Annotated in this window: 13 protein-coding genes; 8 read left to right on the top strand and 5 right to left on the bottom strand. The window is 71.7% G+C overall.

Going from position 1 to position 21,707, the window contains the following annotated elements; genetic code table 11:
• Positions 1–314: 314 nt before the first annotated feature.
• On the top strand, positions 315–2,645 hold the full coding sequence (locus tag WMF22_RS03905; RefSeq protein WP_438034878.1) for a hypothetical protein: 2,331 nt from the start codon (positions 315–317) through the stop codon (positions 2,643–2,645).
• A complete protein-coding gene (locus WMF22_RS03910) occupies positions 2,582–6,562 on the top strand; it encodes a serine/threonine-protein kinase (RefSeq protein WP_438037234.1) in 3,981 nt (1,326 codons plus the stop codon). The genes WMF22_RS03905 and WMF22_RS03910 overlap by 64 nt, the downstream gene beginning before the upstream one ends.
• A 186-nt stretch (positions 6,563–6,748) precedes the next feature.
• Here WMF22_RS03910 and WMF22_RS03915 read toward each other — a convergent pair whose 3' ends face one another.
• Together WMF22_RS03915 and bioA are read right to left on the bottom strand one after the other, a co-directional pair.
• On the bottom strand, positions 6,749–7,594 hold the full coding sequence (locus WMF22_RS03915; RefSeq protein WP_438034879.1) for a GFA family protein: 846 nt from the start codon (positions 7,592–7,594) through the stop codon (positions 6,749–6,751).
• A 115-nt stretch (positions 7,595–7,709) separates the two neighbouring features.
• The gene (gene bioA / locus WMF22_RS03920; RefSeq protein WP_438034880.1) at positions 7,710–9,011 is read right to left on the bottom strand and encodes an adenosylmethionine--8-amino-7-oxononanoate transaminase; all 1,302 of its coding nucleotides are present in this window, start codon (positions 9,009–9,011) and stop codon (positions 7,710–7,712) included.
• 294 nt (positions 9,012–9,305) lie between these two features.
• Here bioA and WMF22_RS03925 point away from each other — a divergent pair, with 294 nt between their 5' ends.
• The 3 genes from WMF22_RS03925 to WMF22_RS03935 all read left to right on the top strand — a co-directional run bounded on the left by WMF22_RS03925 (position 9,306) and on the right by WMF22_RS03935 (position 11,243).
• A complete protein-coding gene (locus WMF22_RS03925; protein ID WP_438034881.1) occupies positions 9,306–10,154 on the top strand; it encodes an alpha/beta fold hydrolase in 849 nt (282 codons plus the stop codon).
• Between the two features lie 82 nt (positions 10,155–10,236).
• Positions 10,237–11,004: an RNA polymerase sigma factor gene (locus WMF22_RS03930; protein WP_438034882.1), complete on the top strand. Its 768-nt coding sequence runs from the start codon at positions 10,237–10,239 to the stop codon at positions 11,002–11,004.
• Entirely contained in the window at positions 11,001–11,243 is a 243-nt protein-coding gene (locus WMF22_RS03935) for an anti-sigma factor family protein (protein ID WP_437297781.1), read from the top strand. Before WMF22_RS03930 ends, WMF22_RS03935 begins: the two co-directional genes overlap by 4 nt.
• Before the next feature lie 49 nt (positions 11,244–11,292).
• Here WMF22_RS03935 and WMF22_RS03940 read toward each other — a convergent pair whose 3' ends face one another.
• Together WMF22_RS03940 and WMF22_RS03945 are read right to left on the bottom strand one after the other, a co-directional pair.
• Positions 11,293–13,212: a DEAD/DEAH box helicase gene (locus WMF22_RS03940; protein ID WP_438034883.1), complete on the bottom strand. Its 1,920-nt coding sequence runs from the start codon at positions 13,210–13,212 to the stop codon at positions 11,293–11,295.
• Between the two features lie 79 nt (positions 13,213–13,291).
• Positions 13,292–13,738, bottom strand: coding sequence for a hypothetical protein (locus WMF22_RS03945; RefSeq protein WP_437297783.1), 447 nt, complete (start codon positions 13,736–13,738; stop codon positions 13,292–13,294).
• Between the two features lie 766 nt (positions 13,739–14,504).
• Here WMF22_RS03945 and WMF22_RS03950 point away from each other — a divergent pair.
• Complete coding sequence (locus WMF22_RS03950; protein WP_438034884.1) at positions 14,505–15,710, top strand: glycosyltransferase family 4 protein; 1,206 nt, start codon at positions 14,505–14,507, stop codon at positions 15,708–15,710.
• A gap of 96 nt (positions 15,711–15,806) precedes the next feature.
• On the opposite strand, the gene WMF22_RS03955 is transcribed toward WMF22_RS03950, so the two are convergent.
• A complete protein-coding gene (locus WMF22_RS03955; protein ID WP_438034885.1) occupies positions 15,807–17,093 on the bottom strand; it encodes a phenylacetate--CoA ligase family protein in 1,287 nt (428 codons plus the stop codon).
• Positions 17,094–17,782: 689 nt separating this feature from the next.
• Here WMF22_RS03955 and WMF22_RS03960 point away from each other — a divergent pair.
• Positions 17,783–19,354 (top strand): dipeptidase, encoded by a 1,572-nt coding sequence (locus WMF22_RS03960; RefSeq protein ID WP_438034886.1) that lies wholly within the window; start codon positions 17,783–17,785, stop codon positions 19,352–19,354.
• Between the two features lie 52 nt (positions 19,355–19,406).
• Positions 19,407–21,677 (top strand): hypothetical protein, encoded by a 2,271-nt coding sequence (locus tag WMF22_RS03965; protein WP_438034887.1) that lies wholly within the window; start codon positions 19,407–19,409, stop codon positions 21,675–21,677.
• Positions 21,678–21,707 lie beyond the last annotated feature (30 nt).

The following is a 21,707-nucleotide window of genomic DNA, read 5'->3' on the forward strand; positions in this document are numbered from 1 at the left end:
CGCCTCGGACATCCAGCCGGGCCCGGATGGCCGCGAGGCCACGCGGGCCCGAGCGCCGGCTGGCGGATGAGCCGCGCGCGAGTTCCGCGGCTGCCGCCGCCCACTCAGCCCTCGTTGGTGTGAAGCATTTCGAGGAGTTGCCCCTTTCGGTGGTGCGCTCCCGCCGGTCTTCACCAGGTTGCGCCGTGCTCGGTCAAATCGAGCTACGCTGCCCAAAGCCGCGCTGCGCTGCAAAGCTGGGATAGTCGTCCCTCGCTGGAGCGCGCTGCCGATAGCCCTTGACATGGTGCTCCAATGTAAGGATGTTGAGGTTCATGGTAGAGGTGTACCTGAGGAATCGCGTGATGGGACTGGGCATGGCTATCACGTTAATGGCGGGGTGCGCCCAGATCCTCGGGGCTGACTGGGACAGCTATAGAATCGGTGCTGGCGGTGCTGGCGGTGCTGGCGGTGTTAGCGATGATGCGGGGGGATCCGGCTCAGGCGGCCAGGGCGGCGACACCACGCTCGGAGAACCTCGGTTTTTCAGCATACGCATCGACGATGAGCCGGTGTCCGCCACGGAGCTCACGCTGGACAAAGAGGAGACACTCGATCTGGTGGGCGAGGACGGTGCAGCGCAGCTTACGCTCCTTGAGCTCGATACCGAGTGGCTGCTCCGGAGCGCGCTCGAGCAGATCCAGAACGCGTGCGGTAGCTCATGGCAGAATGACGCCGTGGACCCCGGCTACGATTGCTCGCTGACGCCGCTGGGCGAGAGCTTCGGGGCGGAATGGCGGACATCGCCGGAGTTCGCGGTCCTCCGCGTGCTCACCATGACGCCCGCCAACGCCGGCGTCACCGGGACGTCGCTCGATGAGTTTAAGCAATTTTTCGACAGCAACCGAGAGGCTTTCTCGTACGATTTTGCCAGTATTCTCGCCGATGCTCTTGGCACCTCGCGGACCGATCCGCTCTTGCCGACGGATGAGCTCATTCGGGCGCTCCAGCAGCAGTTGCTTGGCACGCATCCGGCCATTGTTGACATGGATGGTCAGAAGTTGCCCATCACCCTTCACGAAGCACTGGACAATCTCACGCGGCTCTCCGAGAAGCTGGGCCCCTCTGGTGATCACCCGGGCGTGCTTGTCAGGGACGATGGCACGTTCACGGCGACGAACGATCTGCTCCAGTCCGATTTCAAGATGCGCATGGTCGCCGAGTCCGGACTCCGACGGGTCATGGGGGTCGATCTGTCGAAGGGCGGTGGCGCTATGTTCATCCAGGAGGGCGATGCGCCGCTCCGGTTCGATTTCAGCGACGCTGAGAAGCTTCAGATCGCTGGTGTCGCAGCGTTCCCGACAATCGACCTCCGGCTCGCCCTGCGCGAGCTGTCCAGCAGCGTGCCGTCTTGCACCGAGACGCCGGCTTGCCAGGGCAATTCCCCCGATGCGCCGGTAGGGGATGGAACGATCTGGAAGGTTTCCCCGTTTCTGCTCGAGCCCATCGTGGCGAAGGCGGCCTACCTTGCCTATCGCGATCGCGAGTTCACGTCGTGTTACTGGCGATTGAGCGATGGATGCGTGATGGGCGTGAACATCGGGCAAGGCGATGATCCTCGCGGTTGGACGGTATTCAACTTTGACCTCTCCTTCCCGCCCGATCCGCCGCCTCGGGTACCGAACGCTCAGTTCCTCTGGGAGCTGATCACCGAGGTGGCACAGGTCGCTGTCCACGATCCGACAGCAGATGGCAACCCCGAGATCACGGAGGGCGGCGCCCAGCCCGTCTACGCACTCCACGGTGTTGATCTCGGTATCACCGCCGAGGATGTCACGACCGGATTTCGCCGGGCCTTGCAGAGCCGGGCCGGGGAGATCGCGGAGAACGTCGTGGGCCGGCACAGGGAGAGGAGCGCCGCGCTCGATTTCTTCTATAGTCGCAGCGCTCCAGGCACCACTCCCCATCTGTACTTCGTGGCCGAGAGCGACCTCCGGCCCTCCGATCAGAGCCCGACCGTTCCCCGAGACTACACTTATGGAAACCCCGGCTTCTTCACGAGCCCTGAGCTCGATGAGAAGAGCAAGGTGTCGACGAAAGATATCGATGGCGTCGGCGACAAGATGCACGAGAAATTCTGGCTTCCCCCGGGCGAGACCGTACTGTTCATGCAGGATGACGAGGCAGCGATCTTCAAGGTGCGCTTCCACGTTCCTGACGAGGAAGATCCTGTGGAGATCATCGCCAGGTGGTCAGACTCTGAGCCATCGGGATCACGGCTCACTCCCCTGGTCCAGACCTCCGGCGGAAGCGCCCTCGAGGTGCACATCGGCGAGCTCGAGGTCGTCAAGGTCCGCTCCTTCGGGCTCGAGTCCGCCGCTGGCGAGACCCCCGAGCGTGCGCTCGCCGGCGACGGCATGCCCGTGCGACGAGCGCATTCTGTCCTTCCAGGAATGTGCCGTGTCGTAATCGCCGGGCGCCTCCGATTCTCATCACGCGTACCGGACGACTGGGGCGGTATCATCAGGGGATGCACAGGGGGGAGTCGCCGAGGATCCTTGCCGGTCGGTTCGAGCTCGAGCGCGTCGCCGGCATCGGAGGCATGGGCGACGTCTATCGCGCGCGCGATCGGCAGGATGGTGAGCCGGTCGCGCTCAAGCTCTTGAGAGGCTCGGACGCGCAGCTCGTCGCGCGGTTCCAGCGGGAGGCGCGGCTCCTGGCTGAGCTCCGGCATCCGGCGATCGCGCGCCTCGTCGCCCACGGCGTCTCTGACCAGGGACAGCACTACCTCGCCATGGAGTGGCTCGAGGGCGAGGACCTCGCGTCGCGGCTCGCCCGCGGGCCGCTCGGCGTCGAGGAGGGGCTCGCCCTGGTCCACCGCGTGGCCGAGGCGCTGTCGCTCGTGCACGGCCGCGGCGTGATCCACCGCGATCTCAAGCCGGCGAACCTGTTCCTGCAGGGCGGTCGGCTCGATCGGGTCAAGCTCCTCGATTTCGGGATTGCGCGCGACGCCGCAGCGACCGGCGGGCTGACCGAGCCCGGCGTGCCCATTGGAACGCCCGCCTACATGGCGCCGGAGCAGATCCGCGGCGAGCTGGACATCGACGCACGCGCGGACGTGTACGCGCTCGGGTGCATCCTGTTCGAGTGCCTCACCGGCCAGCCGCCTTACTTGGGCGAGCACGTGTTCGCGGTGTTCGTGAAGGTGCTCTTCGAGGACGCGCTCAGGCCGAGCGCGCTGCGGGGCGAGGTGCCCGAGGCCGTCGACCTGCTCACGGCGCGGCTCATGGCGAAGGACCGCGAAGGCCGGCCCGAGGACGCGGCCGCGGCGGCCAGCCTGCTCGCTGCGCGCTCGGCAAAGCATGCGGCCGCGGAGCTGTTTGCGCCGGCGCTGACGCGCCGCGAGCGGGGGCTCGTCAGCGTGATCCTGGCCAGGGTGGGCGTGCCTTTCCTCCCGGCCACGCACGTCGCGCTGTGGGCCAAGGAGGCCATGCGGGTGGGCAGCGAGGCCTCCTCCACGGGGCCGCGCGGCGAGGCCGGCACGGCGCCGCATGCGGATGCCGCCACGGCGCCGTGCGTGGAGGCCTCCACGATCGATGCGCGAGCGAAGATCACGGCGCCGCCAAGGACGGGGTCGTCCCTGGTGGACCTGCGCCGCGCGGCGGCCGAGCACGGCGGCCGCCTCGAGCCGCTGCAGGACGGCGGGGTCGCCGCGGTCCTCACGGGCGCGGCGACGCCGATCGACCTGGCCGCGCGCGCCGTTCGCTGCGGCCTCGCGCTGCGGAAGCTCCTGCCCGGCGCCCGGCTGGCGGTCGCGACCGGGTGGGACGCGCTCGGTGGCGGGCAACCCATCGGCCCGGTCATCGACCGCGCCTCCGCGCTGCTCGTAGGCGGCGACGCCAGGCCGCCGGGCGACGGCGCATCGGAAGCGCAGGCCCCGGTGCTCGTCGACGCGATCACGGCCAGCCTCCTCGGGCCGGGCTTCGAGATCGCGAATGGGCCCCGGGCCCAGGCGGTCGTCGGCGAGCGTGATCCGTTCGATGAGGCGCGCACGCTGCTCGGCAGGCCCACCCCGTTCGTGGGGCGCGACCGGGAGCTGCGCGCCCTGGAAGACCTGTTCGACGAGTGTTCAGGCGAGCCCTGCGCGCGCGCGGGGCTCGTGATCGCGGCGGCGGGCATGGGCAAGTCACGCCTGCGCCTGGAGCTCGTGCGGCGGCTCAGGGCGCGGGCCGAGCCGCCCGAGATCTGGATCGCGCAGGCGGATCCCGCGCGGGCGGGGGCGCCCCTCGATCTCCTCGGGCAGGTGGTGCGCCGCGCCGTTCACCTGGTCGACGGCGAGCCCCTCGAGCGCCGCCGGGAGCAGCTCGCGGCCCGCGTGGCCCGGCACGTGGACCCGGCGCTCCGGGAGCGGGTGACCGAGTTCCTGGGAGAAATGGTCGGCGCCCCGTTCCCGGGCGAAGGGCGCGTGCAGCTGCGCGCGGCCCGGCGCGATCCGTTGCTCATGGGCGACCAGCTCCGGCGGGCGTGGGTCGATTTCGTCCGCGCCGAGTGCCGCGAGCGCCCGGTGCTGCTCGTGCTGGAGGATCTGCACTGGGGCGACCTCCCGACCGTCGAGTGCGTGGGCGCGGCGCTGCGCCTCCTGGAGGAACAGCCGCTCATGGTGCTCGCCCTGGCGCGGCCGGAGGTGCGGGCGACCTTCCCTGCGCTCTGGGCCGGGCGGGGCACGATGGAGCTCGGGCTCGGCGAGCTGCCCCGCCGGGCCTGCGAGCGGATGGTGCAGGCGGCCCTGGGCGATCGCTCCGACGCGGAGCACGCGGCGGAGATCGTGCGGCGCGCCGCGGGCAACCCGTTCTTCGTGGAGGAGCTCGTGCGCGCCGCGGCCGAGGGGCGGGACGCGCGCGAGGCGCCGGAGACGGTGCTGGCGATGGTGCAGGCGAGGCTCCAGGACCTCGACGCCGAGGCGCGGCGGCTGCTGCGCGCCGGGAGCGTGCTCGGCGAGGTGTTCTGGCGCGGCGCGGCGGGGCGCCTCCTGGGGCTCCGGCAGGAGGGAAGCGCGGCGCTCGACGCACGCCTCGCGGATCTGGAGCGGCGCGAGTGGATCGTGCGGCAGCCCGAGCCACGGTTCGCCGGAGAGGCGGAGTTCGCCTTCCGGCACGGGCTCGTGCGCGAGGCGGCCTACAGCATGCTGACCGAGGTGGATCGGCGGCTCGGCCACCGGCTCGCCGGCGTGTGGCTGGAGGAGGCCGGCGAGCGCGACGCGCTGGTGCTGGCTGAGCACCATGAGCACGGCGAGGCGATCGAGGCGGCGGCGCGGTGCTACGAGCGGGCGGCGGAGCAGGCGATGGAGGCGAGCGACCTCGAAGGCGCGCTCGCTCGGGTGGACCGAGCGCTGGCCTGCGCGCCGGGGGACGATGCCGCTGGACGGTTGCACGCGCTCGCGGCGACCGCGCACAACTGGCGGGGCGCGTTCGTGGACGCGGAGCGTGCGGCGAAGGCGGCGGTTGGCCTGACGCCCGCGGGGAGCAGGGTGGCGTATGCCGCGCTGGCGATGCTCGCCTGGGCGAGCGGGGCGCTCGGGAAGGCGGAGCAGCTCGAGGCGGTGGCGTCGTCGCTGCCGCTCGACCGGGAGGGCGCGGCGCTCGACCGGGAATTCCTCCTCGCCTGGTACAGCGCCACCACATGGCTGCGAGAGCTCGGGCGCCACGCCGCCGCCGACGCGCTCGAGGGCGTCATGGGCGGAGTGCAGCCGGAGCATCTGGAGCCCGGTCTAGCGGGGCATCTCCACGCCACGAGGAGCATTGCAGCGTGCTTCAAGCCCCGTCGACTCGAGTTGTCGCTGCACCTCACTCAGGCTGCTTTTCATGCCTACGAGCGCGGCGGCGCGCTGCGGGACGCGTGCCTGATGTGCGTGAACTTGGGCGTGACGCAAAGGCGACTCGGCGCTTACGGGCTGGCAGAATCGACGCTCCATGAGGCAAAGCGGGTTGCGGTTCAGCTCGACCTGCCCTATGCGGTGAATGCGGCCAGCATCTATCTGGGGCACATCGGCATGGCACGGGGCCAGAAAGCCGATGTCATGACGCTGGCGGCCGGGGTCATCGAGGAGGCGCGAGCGTTCGCCAATGGCAGGCAGATGGCCCAGGCCAGGGTGCTGCTCGCGCAAGCTCTGCTCGCGCTAGGCGAGCTTGTACAGGCGTGCGCGCAGGCGACCACTGCGATCGGCGAGACCCAGGCGTACCCCGCGCTGCAGGCCATCGCGCACGCCACGCTCGCCCAAACCCTGCTCCGAGCCGGGCGCGCCGTGGAGGCGCTTGCCGCGGCACGCGAGGCGATCGAGCTTGTCGAGCGCCTCGGAGGTCTCGATGAAGACGAAGCGCTCGTGCGCCTCGCCTGGGCCGAGACGCTCCACGCCTGCGGTGACGTCGGCGCGGCCCGGGCAGCGCTCGTCGCTGCCTGCGATCAGCTGCATGCCGAGGCGGACGCGATCGAGTCTCTCGACCTGCGCCGCAGTTTCCTCGAGGCGGTGCCGGAGCATGCCCGCATCCTCGCGCTCGCGGAGGTGTGGGGCCTGGCAGGCGGGTGATCCCCTGGATCGGCGCAGCGGCTCGCGCGGCTGCGAAATCTCGTGTCTTCCCTCGGTGAGGGTGTCCCTCTCAGCGCTGGGTACAGCGCTTTGCGCTGCTCTCCTCGTGACCGCACCCTGAGCGCAGGGCCGGTCCATGACAGCCGGTACGGTGACGGTGCCGTGGCAGATCGCCTGATCGCAGCGTCAGGACAGGGGCGGGTACTCGGCGAACCGCGGCAGGTCGTCCGTGATCGGGAACCAGCTCGCCTTGGAGTCGACGAAGATGTGGGCTGCGGGGCGGATGCCGGGATCGGTGTCGAGCGTACCCGCGGGCACCACGGCGAAGCCGCGCTCGGGTGACTGGCGCGGGGCCGCGCCGCCGCAGCGCTTGCAGAACGCGACGGTGAAGAACCGCGCGTCGGGCACCTTGTAACTCGCGATCTGCGCGTCACCGTGGATCCAGCGGAAGCTGTCCAGGGCGACGAAGACGTTGGTCGCGTGCGCGGCGCTGCGCCCGAGGCGACAGCGCTTGCAGTGGCAGCTCACCATGCGGAGGGGCGTGCCGTCGAACTCGAAGGCCACGCTGCCGCACAGGCAGCTCCCCTGGGTGACGCCCTCTTTCGGCGGGGCCACGGGGCGCGAGACGACCGGCGCTTGTATCTGGGGCGGCCATTCCTCGAATTGCGGCAGGGAATCCGTGATCGTGTACCAGGGCGCCTTCGAGCCGACGAACTGGTGGAACTTCGGCTCGATCCCGAGATCGCCCTCCAGGTTGCCGGCATGGAGCACGGCGAGCTGCCTCTCGGGGAGGAGCATCGGCGTGGCCGAGCCGCAGGTGCCGCAGAAGGAGCGACGGTCGCTCGCGCAGGACGGGCGGATGGCGTCCTCGCCGGCGAGCCAGCGAAAGCCGGCCAGCGGCGCGACGACGGCCGTGGTGAACGCCGTGCCGTTGAACTTGCGGCACATCGAGCAGTGACAGTTCAGCATGGTCTGGAACGGACCGTCGATCTCGAAGCGGACCGTTCCGCAAAGACATGCGCCCTTGGTCATGTTCGTATCTCCCGTGGGATGGCTTGCGCGCGCACGCTAGCACGGCGGGGGGTCCAGGCGGGCGTCCAGGTTCGCTTCAAGGGCGCCCTTCACCCGAGGCGCGCCGTCCCGCGGCTCAGATCCCCGACACCACACCCACGATCGCCTCGCTGATGCGCGACAGGTCGGTTGGCTCGATGATGTAAGGCGGCATGGTATAGACCAGCTTCCCGAAAGGCCGTAACCAGACGCCGCGCTCCACGAACGCCGGCTGCACGCGCGCCGTGTCGACGGGCTGCTTGAGCTCGACAACGCCGATGGCGCCGAGCACGCGCACGTCGGCCACCGCGTCGAGCGCGCGGCAAGGGGCGAGCTCGCGGCGGAGCTGCGCCTCGATGGCCGAGACGCGCGCGCGCCACGGCGAGGCGAGCAGGAGCCGGACGCTGGCCAGCGCGGCGCTGCAGGCGAGCGGATTGCCCATGTACGTCGGGCCGTGCATGAACACGCGCGGCTCGTTGCCCGCGATCGTCGCGGCCACGCGCTCCGTGCAGAGCGTGGCGGCCAGGGTCATCATGCCGCCGGTGAGGGCCTTGCCGAGGCACATGATGTCCGGCGCGACGCCCGCGTGGTTGCAGCCGAACAGCTCCCCAGTGCGGCCGAAGTTGGTCGCAATCTCGTCGAAGATGAGCAGCACGCCGTGGCGGTCGCAGAGCGCGCGCAGCTCGCGCAGGTACTGCGGGTGGTAAAAGCGCATCCCGCCGGCGTTCTGCGCGATCGGCTCGAGGATCACGGCGGCGACCTCGTGCGCGTGCCGCTCGAGCAGCGCGGCCATGCTGCTCAGGGCGTCCGGCGACCAGGGCGCGTCGAACGCCGGCCCGGGCGCCTCCGCGAACAGGTGCTGCGCGAGCGCGCCGCGGAAGAGGTGGTGCATGCCATTGACGGGATCGGTGGCCGCCATCGCGCCGAACGTGTCGCCGTGGTAGCCGGCGAGCGCGCTGATCAGGCGGCGCTTCTCGGGCTGCCCCTGCGCGATGAAGAACTGGAGAGCGAGCTTGATGGCCACCTCGACCGACACGGATCCGGAGTCGGCGAGGAAGACGCGCGTAAGCGGCTCGGGCGTGAGCGCCACCAGCGTCTCGCACAGCTCGACCGCGGGCGCGTGGGTGAGCCCCCCGAACATCACGTGGCTCATCCGCCCGAGCTGGGCGCTGATCGCCGCCGTCAGCGCCGGGTGCGCGTAGCCGTGGATGGCGGCCCACCAGGACGCCATGCCGTCGATGAGCTCGCGGCCGTCGGTCAGGGTGAGGCGAACGCCCTCCGCGCGCTCGACCGCGAAGAGCGGCGCGCTCGAGATGGGCGCCGCGTAGGGGTGCATCACGCAGCGGCGGTCGCGCGCGACGAGATCGTCTCCGCCAGGCAGGGCGCTCTCCGGTGGCATGGCGACGCGTCTAGCCCAGAACGCCCATCGCCACCAGGTCCGCCGGGCGCGCCGGTTGTCACCGCGCCTCCGCGCCCGGCGCCGTCCCGCCGGCGGGACGCGGCCCCGGCCCCCTCCGGAAGATTTCTTGAACAGGCTGTAACGTTCGGGCCCCCTCCGAGACTGTGCAGGTAGCGGGATAGCCGTCGCGGCGCCGGGGACACGTCCGGGCGCAGGGGCGCGCGCATCCATCGCACGTCGAAATACCGATGACGTCGCGCTCGAGGAGAGCCTCGCGACGATGAGGAGACATCCATGAACGGTCTGCTTCGCAAGGTCCTGCGGTCTGCCACCATGATCTCGGCCGCTGCGCTCATGTCGTCCGCGCTGCCCGGCTGCGGCGGCAGCGACACGGACGGGGGCACGGGGGGCGGGGCCCAGGGCTCGGACAAGAACACGTATGTCCTCGTCCACGGCGCCTTCGTGGGCGCATGGGCATGGGACAAGGTGGTGCCGCTCCTCGAGGCGGGCGGCAACGAGGTGATCGCCCTCGATCTCCCCGCTCACGGCGAGGACCAGACGCCCCTCGCGGACGCCGGCCTGGAGGCCTATACCGACGCCGTGGTGGAGGCCATCGACAGCGCCTCGCGCCCCGTGATCCTCGTCGGCCACAGCATGGGCGGCACCGTGGTGAGCCAGGCCGCCGAGCAGCGGCCCGACAAGGTGAAGACGCTCGTCTACCTGACCGCCTTCCTGCTCAAAGACGGCCAGTCGCTGAGCCAGGAGTGGGCCGACGACGAAGGGGCCGCGATCAAGGCGTACGCGGCCCCTTCGGAGGACGGCACGACGCTGACCTTCAAGGAGGGGTGGGCCGCGAACGCCTTCTGCCAGGATTGCTCTCCGGAGGACGTCGCGCGGCTCGAGAGCCACCTGCGCGAGGAGCCCGCGAAGCCGTTCGACGAGCCGATCCATGTGACGGCGGAGCGGTGGGGGAGGGTCCCCCGGGTCTACATCGAGGCGCTCGAGGATCTCGCCATCAGCCCTGCAGAGCAGAAGCAGCAATACACCGCCTTGCCCTGCGAGCGGGTCATCTCGATCGACGCGGGCCACGCCCCCTTCCTGACGAAGCCGAAGGAGGTCGCGGACGCGCTGAGATCGCTCTGACCGGGGCGGCGGCCGTCGTCGTCCGCGAGGCGAGCCGCCCCGGATCCACGTCGATTGATGCGGGGCTCGGCGGCGTGATACCGTGCTCCGCGTGTCCCATGACCCCTCGGCCGCCGCCGACGGCGAACAGGCCGCAACGGCGCAGCGCGCATCGGCCGAGGTAGGCCCGCTCCTCGCGCCCGCGGCGCCCGCCGCGCCGGACAGCGCGGCTGCGCCCGCCTGCGCGGCGCCGGCGGACGACATCGCGCTCGTCCGCCGGCTGCTCGCGGGGGACGAGCAGGCCTTCGAGCAGCTCGTGACTCAGCTCCACACACCCATGCTCCGGCTCGCCCGTGCGGTCGCCGGCCCCGCGGGCGCGCAGGAGGTCGTCCAGGAGACCTGGGCGGCGGTCTTCGATGGGCTCGTGCGCTTCGAGGGGCGCTCCGCGCTGAAGACATGGGTGTTCAGGATCCTGACGAACCGCGCCAGGACGTGGGGCACTCGAGAGAAGCGCATGGTCCCCGTCTCCTGGCTGGAGGACGGGGATCACGGCGGCGAGCCGGCGGTCGATCCGGCCCGATTCGACAGCACCGGTGACTGGGCGACTCCGCCTGTTCCGTGGACGGAGCAGAGCCCGGAGGTGCTCTTGCTGCGCAAGGAGACAGGCGCCGTGCTGCAGCGAGAGCTCGAGACGCTGGCGCCTGGACAGCGCGCGGTGGTCCTCTTGCGCGACGTGGAGGGGTGTCCGTCCGACGAGGTCTGCGAGATCCTGGGTATCAGCGAGGCGAACCAGCGGGTCCTCTTGCACCGTGGCCGATCGAAGCTCAGGGCCGCGCTCGAGCGCTACATGACGAGGGGTGAGCGCGCATGATCGTCACGTGCTGTCAGCTGACCGAGATGATCACGGACAGGAGCGAGGGAAAGCTGTCCTCCGAGCAGGAGGAGGGCTGCGCGCGGCACCTCGCGTGGTGCGACAGGTGCCGCACCTACCTGAAGCAGATGGATCTGACGATCGACGCGCTCCAGGGGCTCCCGGGCGAGCCGCTGCACGACGACGTCCGCGCCGGGCTGTTCGCCCAGTTCCAGCGGCGGAAGACCACCGCCGACTGAGCCTGGCGCCTCGGGCGGCGCGGCGCGCCAATCCCCATCTCCGTGGAGCTCAGGCCCGTGGGCGACGCCGCGGGGGCGCCATGCCCGCCGCGCCGTTCCGGGTCTCGGCTGAGCCGGCGCGCGGCGCGGCCTCGGCCGCCTCGCCGCGAGCCTCAGCCACGCCGCCGCGTGCCGCAGGCACGCTGCCGCGGGCCTCGGCCGCCCCGCCTCGCGGCTCGCGGGACCCGGCGTCGTCCCGGCGGACCTGGACCTTGCGGCCCTTCAGCCGCGTGGCGCGCAGCGCCTCGATGACGGCGTCGGCCGCGTCGGCCGGGACCTCCACCGTGGAGAAGCCGTCGGCGATCTCGATGGCGCCGATGTCGCGGGAGCTCAGCGACGCCTCGTTCGCGATGGCGCCGACCAGATCGGCCGGGCGGATGCCCGCGGCGCGCCCCGCGCTGACGTACAGCCGGGCGACGTTGCCGTCGGTCTCCCGCCCCTCTCGCGTCTCCCGCCGCGGCCGCGCCTGCGCCTCGCCCGGGCGCCCGCGCGGGCCCGCGGGGCCGCGCGGCGCCCGATCGTCGCGGGCGCGCTCCGGCCCGCGCGGAGGCGGCCGGAACGACGGGATCTCCGCCTCGTCCTCCTCCCGGTCCCCCTCCGTCGCGTCGTGGGCGAGCTTCACCGCCGCCGCCGCGATGTCCATCACGTCGAACTCGTCGGCGAGCCCCTCGACAACGACCCGGAACCGCTCGGCGCCGCCCTCGATGAGCGCCTCCCGCAGCGAGGCGCGCGTCAGCTCCAGGCGCCGCGCGCGCAGGTCGGCCACGGTCGGGAGGGTGGCGGCCTCGATGCGCTGCCCGGTGAGCCGCTCGACGTTGCGGATCAGGTAGTGCTCGCGCGGCTCGACCAGCGTGATCGCCGCGCCCTCGCGGCCGGCGCGCCCCGTGCGGCCGATGCGGTGGACGTACACCTCGGGGGCGCAGGGGACGTCGTAGTTGATGACGTGCGAGACATGCTCGATGTCGAGCCCCCGCGCCGCGACGTCGGTGGCGACGAGCAGCTCGGCCGTGCCGGCGCGGAAGCGGGCCATCACGCGATCGCGGTGCTCCTGCGAGAACCCGCCGTGGAGCGCCTGGGCCTCGTAACCGCGGGCGCGCAGCGCCTCGGTCAGCTCGTCGACCTCGTTGCGGGTGCGGCAGAAGAGGATGGCCGACGACGGGTCCTCCATGTCGAGCACCCGGGTCAGCGCGGCGGACTTGTGCGCCCGCGGCACGATGTACGCCGTCTGGCGGACGCGGGGGAGCTCGCCCGGGGCCGCCTTCTCGCCCGCGATCTTGACCCGCACCGGCTCGCGCAGGTGCCGGCCGGCGATCGCGGCGATCCGCGGGGGCAGCGTCGCGGAGAAGAGCACGGTCTGCCGCGCGCCCGGCGTGGCCGAGAGGATCTCCTCGAGCGCCTCGGCGAAGCCCATGTCGAGCATCTCGTCGGCCTCGTCGAGCACGACGGTGCGGATGCCGTCGAGCGCGAGCGTGCCGCGCCCGATGTGATCGAGCGTCCGGCCCGGCGTGGCCACGATGACGTGGACCCCGCGGCGGAGCGCGCGCAGCTGCTGCCCGAAGGGCTGGCCGCCGTACACGGACAGCACCTGCACGCCGAGCCGGCGGCCGTAGCGGTGCATCGCCTCGGCCACCTGCATCGCCAGCTCGCGGGTCGGCACGAGCACGAGCGCCTGGGGGAGGCGGGGCGGCTCGCCGCCGATCTCGAGGCGCTGGAGCAGCGGCAGCGCGAACGCGGCCGTCTTCCCGGTCCCGGTGGCGGCCTGCCCCAGCAGGTCGCGCCCGGTCAGGAGGTGCGGGATCGCCTCGCGCTGGATCGGCGTGGGCTCCTCGTAACCGAGCTCGGCGAGCACGCTTAGGAGGGCAGGTGCGATGCCGAGCGCGGCGAAGCTGGCGGACGAGGGGGTCGTCTCCACAGGGGCTCCCCATGTCATGGTCGCGCGCCAGCGCCGTTGCAACCCGGCATTCAGCGCGGGGCGCAGCGCGCGCGGCAGGCGAGCCCCGCTGCCCCGATCAGCCGAGCTTCGCGGCGAGGGCGCGGTACCGCTCCGGCAGGCGCGCGGCGTCCAGCCGGCCGAGGAGCGCGCGCGCGGCCCCCTGCGCGCGGGGGCTGCCCTCGGGCGCGCGGCTCACCGCCTCGAGGTAGAGCTCGAGCGCGCGCCTGCGCTCCGCGAGCGCCTGCGCGGCCCGGCCCCGGAGCTCGAGGATCTCGGCCTGCTCCGCGCAGAGCGCCGCGTACGCGCCGATCTTCTCGTGGTCGCCGAGCAGGGTGGCCGCGCCCGCGGCGTCGAGCCGGTCGAGCATGTCCCGCATCGGGCCGAAGAGCCCGTCGGCGGTGGTGCGGACGAGCAGCTCCGCCTCGTCGAGCTGGCCGGCGCGCCGGAGCCCGGCGATCCGGCCGATGGCCTCGGCGAGCTGCTCGATCATGCGGAGGATGTAATCGCGCTGTCTGAGCGACATAGGGTCTCCTGCGCGAGCCTAGCCGATCGCGGCCTCCGTGGCGCGTGCCGGCGCGCGCGCGTCGAACGGGAGGAGGCCGCCGTGTCGATCGAGCTTGGTGCCGAGATCCAGAGCGCAAGCGATGAATGCAACGAGCGGCAATCCCGTCGTCGTCCGGCAAGATAGGTATGGAAAGAGGACGGCGGCCAGGGTCGAGGAGCGCATTGAGTTCATGATGGCTCGCACAGGGGTACGACCATCGTGCCAAGCTCGATAGCGACATGAGGTCTCCTGCTCGAATCCGACCGCCGATGGCCTTCGTGGCGCGCGCCGGCGCCGCGGTACGCCGCCTGCCGTCTGGACGCAAGGAGGGCCGCCTGAGCCGAGTGTCTGGGACACCAACCAGGCTCGATCGCCCTCCACGAGAGCACGCAGGACGCACGGCTCCTCCCACATCGAGCAATGCTTGAAACCTCACATCGCTGGAAAAAGCCACTCGACACGAGCTTCGTATGCGGTATCAGTCGTGCAGGGGGACGACTCGCTCGCTGCCAGCGAACGGGAGTCGTTCTGCGCGCCAAGGCGCCTGGTAAGCAAGGTCGCGCGCAGCACGGGCGCCGACGTCGATCGGCAGAACGCACCACGGAGCTCGCGCCGATCCCTGGAGGAAGGTTGCATCATGCTGGATATGTTGTTCACGGATCCCAGTCCGAATGCGAGCCCCCGAGTGAGCCCGAGCTCCAGGCTGACAGGGGAGGGACGACCAAGAAGGCCGCGTGTCCTCTGGGTGACGCGCCTCTTTCCGAACCGCGTTGAGCCGTTCGCCTGTGCCTTCCAGCGCCAGCAGCTCGCGGCCCTCTCGCGCCGCTGCGCGGTCGAGGTGTTCGCGGCGATCCCCTACCACCCGGGGATCTCGCTGCTGGGCGCGCGAACGCGCACGGGGCGACTGGCGGAGGTGCCAGAGCGCGACGTGATAGACGGTATCTCGGTGGTGCACCCGCGCGCGCCGTATCTGCCCGGCGCGGGCAGCCTCCTCGCGCCCGTGAACGCGCCGCTCTACCTCACGGGGCTGCTGCCCCACATCCCGCGGCTGCTCGGGCGGTTCGACGTCGTGGTCGGCGCGTGGCTGTATCCGGACGCCTGCGCGGCGGCGGTGCTCGCGCGGCTGCTCGGCCTTCCTTACGTCGTCAAAGCACACGGCACGGACGTGAACGTCGTGGCCGGCTGGCGCTCGGTGCGCCCGCTCGTCGCCAGCGCGGTTCGGTCCGCATCGTACGCGATCGCCGTGAGTCGTCCGATGGCCGAGCTGCTCACCGCGTTCGGCGCGGCGCCGGGCCGCGCGGTCGTCGTCCGCAATGGCGTCGACCGCGCGATCTTCCACCCGAGCGACCGGCTCGCCGCCCGGCGCGAGCTCGGCCTCCCGGAGCGCGGCCGCATCATCACCTTCGTCGGTGACCTCAAGCCGACGAAGGGCACCCTCGATCTGCTCGAGGCGTTCGAGGCGCTCGCCCGGCAGGGGGGCGAGCCCACCCACCTCGTGCTCGTCGGCGCCGGACCGGCCCGGACAGCCGTCGACCAGGCCGCGGCGCGCCTCAAGGCCGCTCAGGGCGCGGGCGGTCGGATCATCGCGACTGGCGAGCTCCCGCTCCGCTCGGTCGCGCGCTACATGGCCGCCGGCGATTTGCTGACGCTGCCGAGCTGGGCGGAAGGAACTCCCAATGTGGTGCTCGAGGCGCTGGCCGTTGGCCGCCCGGTGGTGGCTACGAGCGTCGGAGGCATCCCGGACGTGGTCACCGGCGGTCGCACAGGCCTGCTCGTCCCGCCGCGCGACGTGAGGGCGCTCACCACGGCGCTCGGCGAGGCGCTTGCGCGGCCCTGGGACGAGCGCGCGTTCGCCGAGGCGGCGCCACCCTCGTGGGAGGAGAGCGCGGGCGAGCTGCTGCAGCTGCTCGCGCACACGGCATTCGGGGACAGCGAGCGGGCCGTGGCCTGAGGCAAGCTCGTCGCAGGGGGCGTGGGAGATCTCGGCGATCCGAGAGGCAGCGGGACGCGTTCACGACCCGCCCCGCGCCCCCATCTCGACAGTCGATCAGCTGGCGCGGTGTTCCAAGCCGCTCCCCGCGGAGGCCGCCAGCGTGCTCGCCTGCGGTGGATCCCTCCGCGCGTCGAGCCTGCTCGGCACGTCGGAGATCGTCACGCGGTGCTTGCCGCCGCCGGTGAGCGCGATATCGTCGACCACGCGAATCCGAAGGACGGCTCGGTCGCCGAGCTGCTTGCGGAGCGCCTGCTCGATGAGGCGCGCGTGCTCGTCCTGGTAATCCTTCGCCGGGACGATCTTGATCGTGATGGCCCCGCTCCGATCCTGGTGGACCTGGTAGCGCTTCACCGACGGGTAGTCCTTGAGCAGGTGGGGGAAAAACTCGCCCGCCAGGAGCCGTCCGTCCGGTCCCACGATCATGTCGAGCACCCGCCCTTCGACCGAGGCGAGGAGCGGCAGACCTCGCCCACACGAGCACGCCGACGCGGACCCGATGGCGATGTCCTCGTTCTTGTAGCGGAGCAGCGGCATCGACCGGGAGATAAGGTCGCTCACGATCACCTCGCCAGGCTCGCCGGGCGTCGCGTGCCGGCCATCGTGCACCAGCTCCAGGTAGACCCCCTCCATGTTGATGTGCAGCCCTTCGTGCCGGTCGCACTCCGAGGCGAGCAGCATCACCTCCCTGCATCCATATCGGTTGAACAGGGGTGCGTTGAAGGCGCGCTCGATGGTCCAGCGCTGGTGGTCGAAGAGCCGCTCGGCGGAGCACACGAGGCCTCTGGGCGCCGGCAGCTCGCGGCCCGTCTCGAGGGCGAAGCGCGCCGTGTGGTAGAGCGGGTTCGTATAGCCGATGATCAGGTTAGGTCGGTAGCGTACGATGTCGTCCACGACGGCGGCGAGCCGCTGTTCGGACAGGTCGAACGCGCTCACGTACTTCTTGCGGAGAATGGCCTCGTGCAGCTCGCGCTTCCTCTTCTTGAGGAGGCTCTCGTTGAGGATGGGTGTCCCCCAGATGTGGAGCTCCTTCTCCCCCACCTTCGCTCCAGCCCAGCCGTCCGACCGCATCGCCGCGGCGATCCGATGCTCGTAGGTGCCGTGGTCCAGGTAGAACCGCAGCGACTCCCCGGTGGAGCCGCCCGTCGCGCTCGCGATCAGTTTGCCCGTGTACCCCTCGGCGAGCAGCTCGCGCCCGTGGGCGAGGATATCTGCCTTGGTCAGAACGGGGAACCGCACGAGGTCCTCTGGCGCCTTCACGTCTGCTACACGTACCCCATGCTCGGCGAAGCGGCGCCGATAGAAAGGCACCTTCTGCTCGGCGAAGCGGAGCGCGTCGAGCATCCTTCGAAAGGACAGCTCTCGAATTTCGCGCTCCGGGCGCCACTGCGATTGTTCGATCTCATGCAGTCGCGTCAGGGTTGCCCGTCTCCGTATGTGGGTCTCGTACAACGGGAACAGAACATGCCGAAATAGCGGTCCATACATGCTTTCTAGCATTACAAGAGGCCTCTTCTTGTCAAGTGACATGCCGCGGCGATGACGCGGCAGCGTGTCTGGGCGCGATGTCGAGATCCCGATTGGGCACAGAGGCGGACGCACGATGGATAGAGCTCACAACAAAGGTGCTTTCATGCGCATTCTGTGGCTGGAGACGGACTCGTCGCACGCGTTCGGCCGGAACGGCGTTGCACTCTCGTGGCCGATCGGGGCCGCCTTCGTCGCACAGCGAGTCCGCCTGTTCGTGTAAGCTCGTGAGGAGGCCGGCGCGACGGTCTTCGCCCGCCGGGCTCCCGTCGGGGGGCGAGCTGCGGGGCGCCCGCGTCGACGAGGCGAGAGAGAGCAAGGACGACGCCCGCCGGCGGCGCCGTCTTCATGCCACGGTGGCTTCCCATGGGGGCCATCGCGTCACAGGGGGCCACCTGTGCCGATATGTCGGCGCCCAGCGGCGGTGCTGCCTCGCCGCTCCGGCGCACGATCCTGCCGCCTTCATCGCTGGCTTTCCCGCCGAGCTCGCATGGTACGATCCGGTCATGCGCACTTCGCCCATGCTCGCGCTGCTCGCCGCCGCGTCGCTCGCGGCCTGCGTTCGTTCCCCCGCGCCCGCGGCGGCGCCCGATGTCTTCGCGCCGTCCGCCGCCGACGTCGGGCCCTGGTACACGTCGCCGCCCGATCTCACGGCGATCCCACCGGGGAACGAGGCGCCGGAGCAGCGGGCCGCGCGGCTGCAGGCCAAGGCGATCCTCGTGGATGGCCACGGCGGCGTGCCCTCGCTGCTCCTCGGCGGCTCGTTCGCTCAGGTGAGCTCGGACGACGGGCTGATGGCCGCGGAGGTCGCCAGGATCAAGGCGGCGGGCGTCACCGGCGCGTTCTTCCCGATCCACGTCGGCGCGTCCGCGCCCTCGGTGTCCTCGCGGCTCGGCGGCAGCGCCGCGCGCCGCGCGCTCGATCTCATCGAAGCGACCCACCGGCAGGTCGAGCGCCACCGCGAGGCGCTGCTGCTCGTGCGCAACGCGAAAGACATGCGCCGCGCCGAGCGCGACGGCAGGATCGCCGTGATCATGGGCATCGAGGGCGGGCACGCCATCGAGAACTCCCTGCCTGCGCTGCGCTCGTTCTACCGCCTCGGCGTCCGCACCATGGCGATCACGCACACGAGCACGAACGACTGGGCAGGCTCCGCGGGAGGCGCGCTCGATGCCGGGTACGTCCGCGACCGCGGCCTCGCCCCCTTCGGTGAGGCCGTGATCCGCGAGATGCAGCGGATCGGCATGCTCGTCGACGTCTCGCATGCATCGGACAGCACGTTCCAGGGCGTCATGAAGGTGGCCAGGGCGCCGATCATCACCTCGTCCACGATGCCCGCCGCCGGCCACCGCCGCCGCAACCTCGACGATTACATGCTGCGCGCGGTCGCGGAGAACGGCGGCCTCGTCATGGTGAACTCCTGGGCGCTCTTCCTGGACGAGGCGTATGCCGAGCAGTCGGCGCGCTTCGCGCAGAAGTACGGGGCGCACCTCAAGGAGCTCGGCGAGAGGCTCCCGGGCGACACGAAGGCGCTCCGCGAGGAGATCGAGAAGCTCAGGGCCCAGGAGGGGGAGAAGACGCCGCCGCTGTGGCGGATCGTCGACCATATCGACCACGTGGTGAAGGTCGCGGGGATCGAGCATGTTGCCCTCGGCTCCGTCTTCGAGGGGAGCGAGGCGCTCAAGGAGGGGCTCGCTGGCAGCGCCGGGGCCCCGAACCTCACGCTGGAGCTCATCCGCCGCGGGTACTCGGATGCGGACATCCTCCGCCTGCTGGGCGGGAACTTCGTGCGGGTCCTCGAGCAAGCCGAGGCCTACGCGGCCGCGACGGAGACAACGCTGTCCGGCGACGGCAGCACGCAGCAGCTCAGCGCGGCCGAGCTGGGCGATCCGCCGTCGCCGACCCCGCTGTCGCCGACCCCGCTGTCGCCGACCCCGACGCCGCTGCCCCCGGGGCCGCGGGGGCGGGTATCGTGGGAGGTCGTTCCGCTGCCCTTGCCGCCGCTGCGAACGGTCCCGCGGCCCTCGAAGGCCGGAGCGCCGACGTCTCCGTTCTCGGAGCTCCGGCTGACGCGGTAGCCTCTCGCCGTCGACAGGCGGTCGCGCCGGGTTTACGATGGCGAGCCCCGGGATGCGAACGGCGGCGCGACCCCTGACCCGGCTGCGGACATCCACGCTTCCGGCGGCGCTCGCCGCCTGCGTGCTCGGCGGCGCGTGCGCGGGGGAGCCGCCGCCGGGCGGCCACGGCGGTGGTGGCCAGGGCGCGGGCGCGCACCCGGTGACGACGACCACGTACGCGAGCGCGGCCACGGGTTTTGGTGGCGCTCTGGAGGAGCTGCCGCACGCGTTCACGGTGACCGGCGTCGTCATCGACGGCGCGGCGCCGCTCGAGGGCGCCATCGTGATGCAGGCCGGCGGGGAGCCGGCCCTCGTGACCGGACCGGACGGCGCGTTCTCCATCGAGATCACGCGGGACATCCCGGGCCAGCCGACCGTTGTCGCGGCGAAGATCGGATACCGGACGGACGGCATCGAGCTCGAGGTCGTCCCCGACGGGCCGGTGGAGATCGGTATTCGCCGCGCGTCGCCGCCGGACAACGCGCTCGGCTACACCTACGGCGATCCGGGTGACGGCGACCCGCACAACTCGACGCGGTTCTGCGATCACTGCCACACGACGCTCGTGGCCCAGTTCCTCGAGTCGGGGCACGCGCGGTCGGCCAGGAGCCCGCTCCTCCAGGCCATCTACGCCGGGGTCTCGATGGCCCACACGGACGAGGCCTCGTGCGGCGCCGCGGGCGGGCGCTGGAAGGCCGGACGCGTCCCGGGGAGCGAGGGCGGCGCCGCGATGCGGTGTTATCTCGGGAGCGGCGTGCTGCCGGATCTCAACCCGTCCTGTGGCGGGGGAGCGCAGCCTTCGTGCGACGATCCCGCGCTGCCCGACGCCGTGCGCCCTGCGGCGTTCGGCGCGTGCGCCGACTGCCATGCTGCGGGGATCGACGGCCCCGCGGGCGGGCGAGACCTCCTCGAGGCCACCGGCGTCGCGTTCGAGAAGGGCGACCACTGCGACGTTTGCCACAAGATCCGCGACGTCGATCTGAGCAAGCCGCCCGGGGTCGCCGGCGCCCTGATCGTCCAGCGCCCGCAGGAGAGGAGCTCCTCCGATCCCTCGTCGAGGCTCCTGGAGGTGATGTTCGGCCCGCGGCCGGACGTGCCGAACAGGTTCATGGGCGGCAGCTACCAGCCGAAGTTCTCGGCCTCGGAGCTCTGCGGCGGCTGCCACGAGCAGAAGCAGGCGGCGCTCCTGCCGGGCGCGGCGCTCGATCCGGTCCGCTGGCCCGACGGGCTCCCGATCCATCAGACGTTCTCCGAGTGGGCCGCGAGCTCCTGGAACCGCCCGGCCACGCAATGCCAGGCCTGCCACATGCCGGGGATCCTCTCGCTGAAGAGCAGCCTCGACGTGACGAACGAGGCGAACGCGAGCGTCTCGCTCGGCTTCGTCCGCCCGGCGGGGACGGTCCGCTCCCATATTTTCCGCGGCCCGCTGGAGGGGTCCCCGCGGCTCATCCGGGGCGCGGTCGACGTCCGCATCGACGCCTCGGCGGCGCCGGGCGAGCTCGCGGTCACCGTCTCCCTGGCCGGAGGCGCGGCGGGCCACGCCGTTCCGACCGGGGAGCCGATGCGCGCGCTCGTGCTCCTCGTCGCGGCGGAGGCGTGCGGCGCGCCCCTCTCGCCGTCGCGCGGCATGACGGTGAACGACACCGGCGGCGCGCTCGCGGAGGCGCGCGTGGGCCAGGGCGCGGCCCTGACGGGCGCCCAGCTCGCCTGGGACGAGGGCGCGGCGCGCGCGAGGGCGGGCGACGTCGTGCGGATCGTCCGCCCGACCGGCGTCTACGACGATTACACCGGCGTTGGCCGCTTCGCGGACCCGTCGCTCGACGCCGCGGACAAGGGCCTCGAGGTCCGCGCGCCGGTCGGCGAGGCGCGGGTGGTCGCCGCGGGCGGCGGCGCGATCACCCTGAGCGGCGCGATCGCCGCGCAGGACGGGGATATCGTCTACCTCGGCGCGCCGCTCGCCGCGGCGCCCGCCGACGGCCAGCCCGCGGCCGCGCTCGCCGGCGCCGCGGGTTATACCTTCGCCAAGGTGCTCGTCGATCCGGCGGGCGCGCGGCACGCGCCGCAGCACCGCGCCGTCGATATCGCCAGCGACAACCGCGTCGCGCCGGGGAGCGTCGCGGTGACGTCGCACGGCTTCGCGATCCCCGCGGGCTGCTCGGCGACAGCGAACGTCACCGCCACGCTGCTCTACCGGCCTGTCCCGCTCGCCCTCGCGAAGGAGCGCGGGGCCTTCGCGCGCGATTACCTGGTCGCCTCGGCGTCCTCGCCTGTACCGCTCGACTGAGCAGCGCGGAGATCAGGAGAAGACGCTGGC

It is taken from the genome of Sorangium sp. So ce204, assembly GCF_051526795.1.
GTDB classification, from domain to species: domain Bacteria; phylum Myxococcota_A; class Polyangia; order Polyangiales; family Polyangiaceae; genus Sorangium; species Sorangium cellulosum_B.

Excerpts from the sequence above, each read along its gene's own strand:
- WMF22_RS03905 (WP_438034878.1), top strand. The coding sequence starts at position 315 with ATGGTAGAGGTGTACCTGAGGAATCGCGTGATGGGACTGGGCATGGCT.
- WMF22_RS03910 (WP_438037234.1), top strand. The coding sequence starts at position 2,582 with ATGGGCGACGTCTATCGCGCGCGCGATCGGCAGGATGGTGAGCCGGTC.
- WMF22_RS03915 (WP_438034879.1), bottom strand. The coding sequence starts at position 7,594 with ATGACCAAGGGCGCATGTCTTTGCGGAACGGTCCGCTTCGAGATCGAC.
- bioA (WP_438034880.1), bottom strand. The coding sequence starts at position 9,011 with ATGCCACCGGAGAGCGCCCTGCCTGGCGGAGACGATCTCGTCGCGCGC.
- WMF22_RS03925 (WP_438034881.1), top strand. The coding sequence starts at position 9,306 with ATGAACGGTCTGCTTCGCAAGGTCCTGCGGTCTGCCACCATGATCTCG.
- WMF22_RS03935 (WP_437297781.1), top strand. The coding sequence starts at position 11,001 with ATGATCGTCACGTGCTGTCAGCTGACCGAGATGATCACGGACAGGAGC.
- WMF22_RS03940 (WP_438034883.1), bottom strand. The coding sequence starts at position 13,212 with ATGACATGGGGAGCCCCTGTGGAGACGACCCCCTCGTCCGCCAGCTTC.
- WMF22_RS03945 (WP_437297783.1), bottom strand. The coding sequence starts at position 13,738 with ATGTCGCTCAGACAGCGCGATTACATCCTCCGCATGATCGAGCAGCTC.
- WMF22_RS03955 (WP_438034885.1), bottom strand. The coding sequence starts at position 17,093 with ATGCTCGACGCGCTCCGCTTCGCCGAGCAGAAGGTGCCTTTCTATCGG.
- WMF22_RS03960 (WP_438034886.1), top strand. The coding sequence starts at position 17,783 with ATGCGCACTTCGCCCATGCTCGCGCTGCTCGCCGCCGCGTCGCTCGCG.
- WMF22_RS03965 (WP_438034887.1), top strand. The coding sequence starts at position 19,407 with ATGCGAACGGCGGCGCGACCCCTGACCCGGCTGCGGACATCCACGCTT.